The 4182-nt window shown below is 49.4% G+C and carries 4 protein-coding genes and 1 pseudogene; all 5 read left to right on the top strand.

Features of this window, described 5'->3' with window-relative positions; genetic code table 11:
* Positions 1–127: 127 nt before the first annotated feature.
* Positions 128–292, top strand: a pseudogene (locus tag FYJ58_RS14385) (DUF3801 domain-containing protein); the annotation flags it as partial.
* Complete coding sequence (locus FYJ58_RS14380) at positions 289–2118, top strand: VirD4-like conjugal transfer protein, CD1115 family (RefSeq protein ID WP_154520369.1); 1830 nt, start codon at positions 289–291, stop codon at positions 2116–2118. The pseudogene FYJ58_RS14385 and the gene FYJ58_RS14380, both read left to right, overlap by 4 nt.
* Positions 2119–2337: 219 nt before the next feature.
* Positions 2338–2556, top strand: coding sequence for a Maff2 family mobile element protein (locus FYJ58_RS14370; protein ID WP_003525154.1), 219 nt, complete (start codon positions 2338–2340; stop codon positions 2554–2556).
* Positions 2557–2625: 69 nt separating this feature from the next.
* The gene (locus tag FYJ58_RS14365; RefSeq protein WP_002592890.1) at positions 2626–3495 is read left to right on the top strand and encodes a VirB6/TrbL-like conjugal transfer protein, CD1112 family; all 870 of its coding nucleotides are present in this window, start codon (positions 2626–2628) and stop codon (positions 3493–3495) included.
* A 13-nt stretch (positions 3496–3508) separates the two neighbouring features.
* Positions 3509–4054: an MT-A70 family methyltransferase gene (locus FYJ58_RS14360; RefSeq protein WP_062807358.1), complete on the top strand. Its 546-nt coding sequence runs from the start codon at positions 3509–3511 to the stop codon at positions 4052–4054.
* Positions 4055–4182: the final 128 nt, after the last annotated feature.

Genomic DNA, 4182 nt, shown 5'->3' with positions numbered 1-4182 from the left:
ATTGCATCACGCACATGTAATTCCTATATCAGGAAAATCATACAGATTAAAAGATCACTTAAAACAAACAGACTAATTGTACATTTTTATATCATATTTTTTGTACATTAGGTCTTGACATTTTATAGACGCCGATGCGCTGACCGCTGCATTTACCGAGTACACCAGCAAAAAGGTCAAGAAGGCCGAGAAAACGGAACGCCCGTCTGTGCTGGCAAAACTCAGTCAGTTCAAAGAGATGGTCAAAAATGCCGTGGTGGACCGCACCAAGCGAAAGGAGCTGGAACGATGAAAAAGCAGTTTGACATCAAAAAGCTCGTTTTGCTGAACCTGCCTTATCTTTTGATGGGGCTGTTTGCCACGAACTTCGGGGAAGCGTGGCGGCTGGCTCAGGGGGCAAATGCTTCGGAGAAATTCCTTTCCCTGTTTGCTGTCCTGCCTGGGGCGCTGCAAAGTTTCTGGCCCAGCTTGCACCCGTTGGATCTTTTGGTGGGGCTATGCTGCGGAGCTGGCCTGCGTCTGGCGGTGTACCTCAAAAGTAAAAACGCCAAGAAGTATCGGCATGGACTGGAGTATGGCTCTGCCCGTTGGGGAACCCGTGAGGATATTGCTCCCTACATCGACCCGGTATTTCAGAACAATGTGATTCTGACGAAAACCGAGAGCCTGACCATGAATAGCCGCCCCAAGGACCCCAAGACCGCCAGAAACAAAAATGTGCTGGTGATCGGCGGCTCCGGTTCCGGTAAGACCCGCTTCTGGCTCAAACCGAATCTGATGCAGATGCACAGTTCTTATGTGGTCACAGACCCCAAGGGCACCATCCTGGTGGAGTGCGGAAAAATGCTCCAAAGGGGCGCACCCAAGCTGAGGAAGGACGGAAAGCCCATGAAGGATAAGCACGGCAAGGTCATTTATGAGCCTTACCGCATCAAGGTCCTCAATACCATCAACTTCAAGAAGTCCATGCACTATAACCCCTTTGCCTACATCCACTCCGAAAAGGACATCCTGAAGCTGGTCACGACGCTGATCGCCAATACCAAAGGCGAAGGCAAAGCCGGAGACGATTTCTGGGTCAAGGCAGAAACCTTGCTGTACTGCGCGTTGATTGGGTATATCCACTATGAAGCTCCGGTGGAGGAGCAGAACTTTTCCACCCTTATCGAGATGATAAACAGTATGGAAGTTCGGGAGGATGACGAGGAATACAAAAACGCCGTTGACTTGATGTTCGATGAGCTGGAATCCCGTGATCCTCGCCACTTTGCCGTCCGGCAGTATAAGAAATATAAGCTGGCCGCCGGAAAAACAGCCAAGTCGATCCTGATTTCCTGTGGTGCGCGTCTTGCCGTGTTCGACATTGCAGAGCTGCGTGAGGTCACGGCTTATGATGAGCTGGAGCTGGACACTCTGGGAGACAGGAAAACTGCCCTGTTCCTCATCATGAGTGACACTGATGACAGCTTTAATTTCCTTATATCCATGTGTTATACCCAACTTTTCAACCTGCTCTGTGAAAAAGCCGACGATGTGTATGGCGGCAGGCTCCCGGTCCATGTGCGCTGTCTCATTGACGAGTGCGCCAACATCGGCCAGATCCCCAAGCTGGAAAAGCTGGTAGCAACCATCCGAAGCCGTGAGATCTCCGCCTGTCTGGTGTTGCAGGCGCAGAGTCAGCTCAAGGCAATCTATAAGGATAACGCAGATACCATCATCGGCAACATGGATACTTCCATCTTCCTGGGCGGTAAGGAGCCAACCACCCTCAAGGAGCTGGCTGCCGTGCTGGGCAAGGAAACCATCGACACCTACAACACCGGAGAGAGCCGTGGGCGTGAAACTTCCCACTCTCTCAACTATCAAAAATTGGGGAAAGAGCTGATGAGCCAGGATGAGCTTGCTGTTATGGATGGCGGCAAGTGTATCCTCCAACTGCGCGGTGTGCGTCCTTTCCTTTCGGATAAGTACGACATCACCAAGCACCCCAATTTCAAATACACAGCCGACGCAGACGAAAAGAACGCTTTTGACATTGAAGCGTTCCTGTCCGCAAGGTTGAAACTCAAGCCCAATGAGGTCTGCGATGTATATGAAGTAGACACAAAGGGCGCTTAAATCTGTTCCGCTTTTGAAAGGAGTGATCGTATCTACCCGCCTCAACCGCCCTTTTTGGGCCATTGGCGTACAAAGCGGACAATCGCAAGAAAAAATAATGAAAAAGGAGGACAGCCGGAATCATGCCCCCGGAAACCGGGCGGCAGATTGTTCCGGCTTTTGTATGCCTATGAAACATGACAAACCTATTTTTTAATCAGATTCCGGCTAACAAACTATATGGCATTTTTTGAACAGGCAATCACCGTTCTTCAGACCCTCGTTATCGCGCTCGGTGCCGGTCTCGGTATCTGGGGCGTTATCAACCTGCTGGAAGGTTACGGCAACGACAACCCTGGTGCAAAGTCCCAGGGCATGAAGCAGCTCATGGCCGGCGCTGGTGTAGCCGTGGTCGGCATGGTCCTTGTACCTCTGCTCTCCGGGCTGTTCTCTGTCTAAGCGTCCCTGCATGAAATCCTTGCCGCTCCCGCAGCTTTGCGGGGGCGGCGGAAAGGAGGTTGACACCGTATGGATTTCTTACTTGAAGCCCTGACAAATTGGCTGAAAGAAATGCTGGTGGGCGGTATTATGAGCAACCTTTCGGGGATGTTTGACAGCGTAAACCAACAGGTCGCGGATATATCCGTACAGGTAGGACAGACCCCACAGGGATGGAATGGCAGTATTTTCAGTATGATTGAGAATCTGTCAAACTCCATCATGGTGCCGATTGCAGGCGTAATCCTGGCTATCGTGATGACCGTAGACCTGATCCAGATGATCGCAGACAAGAACAACCTGCATGATGTGGACACCTGGATGATTTTTAAGTGGGTGTTCAAATCAGCCGCCGCCATCCTCATTGTCACAAACACATGGAATATTGTGATGGGCGTCTTTGATATGGCGCAGAGCGTGGTGGCACAGGCGGCAGGGATCATTGGTTCGGATGCGTCCATTGACATTTCCTCAGTTATGACCGATTTGGAACCGAGACTTATGGAAATGGATCTGGGACCGCTGTTCGGGCTGTGGTTCCAATCCCTCTTTATCGGCATTACCATGTGGGCGCTGTATATCTGTATCTTTATCGTCATTTATGGCCGTATGATCGAGATTTACCTTGTGACTTCGGTGGCTCCCGTTCCAATGGCTGCCATGATGGGCAAGGAATGGGGCGGTATGGGACAGAACTACCTCCGCTCCCTGCTGGCGCTGGGCTTTCAGGCGTTTCTCATCATCGTCTGCGTGGCAATTTATGCTGTGCTGGTGCAGAACATCGCTTTGGAAGATGACATCATCATGGCAATCTGGAGCTGCGTGGGCTACACCGTACTGCTGTGCTTTACGCTGTTCAAAACCGGCAGCCTCGCAAAATCAGTCTTTCAGGCGCATTAAAGGAGGGTTCTGTATGAAAAAATATCAAATCATTTATGCAGATCCGCCATGGAGTTACAAAGTATATTCCAAGAAAGGATTGGGACGCAGTGCAGAAAGTCACTATCCGACTATGTGTATTGAGGATATTTGTGCGCTGCCGGTAGGTGACCTGGCAGATAAAGATTGTGCTTTGTTCTTATGGGTCACGATTCCATGTTTACTGGAAGGGCTTTCTGTTCTGAGAGCATGGGGATTTACCTATAAGACAATCGGATTTGTCTGGGTAAAGCAGAATAAAAAGTCTGATAGTCTATTTTGGGGTATGGGATATTGGACGCGCTCCAATGTGGAGCTTTGTATCCTCGCAACGAAAGGGCATCCCAAGCGAGTGAACGCAGCTGTTCATCAGGTTATTGTCTCTCACATTGAAGAACATTCAAAAAAACCGCAGGAAGCCAGAGAACGCATTGTCTCATTGATGGGTGATCTCCCACGCATTGAACTGTTTGCTCGTCAATCCACACCCGGTTGGGATGTGTGGGGCAATGAGGTGGACAGCTCTATTTCATTCCCATAAATATAAATGTCAATACAAAAATGTACAAAAGTTCCAAAATAATAATGTACAACTTTTTTAATTTTCAGTCTGGATATGATCTTTAAGCCGATATGATTTTCCGGATATTGTAATTACATGTGCATGAT

Source organism: Velocimicrobium porci (assembly GCF_009696045.1).
GTDB lineage: Bacteria > Bacillota > Clostridia > Lachnospirales > Lachnospiraceae > Velocimicrobium > Velocimicrobium porci.
Note: the sequence above shows the minus strand (reverse complement) of the source record. Positions and strands in the feature narration are given on the sequence as shown.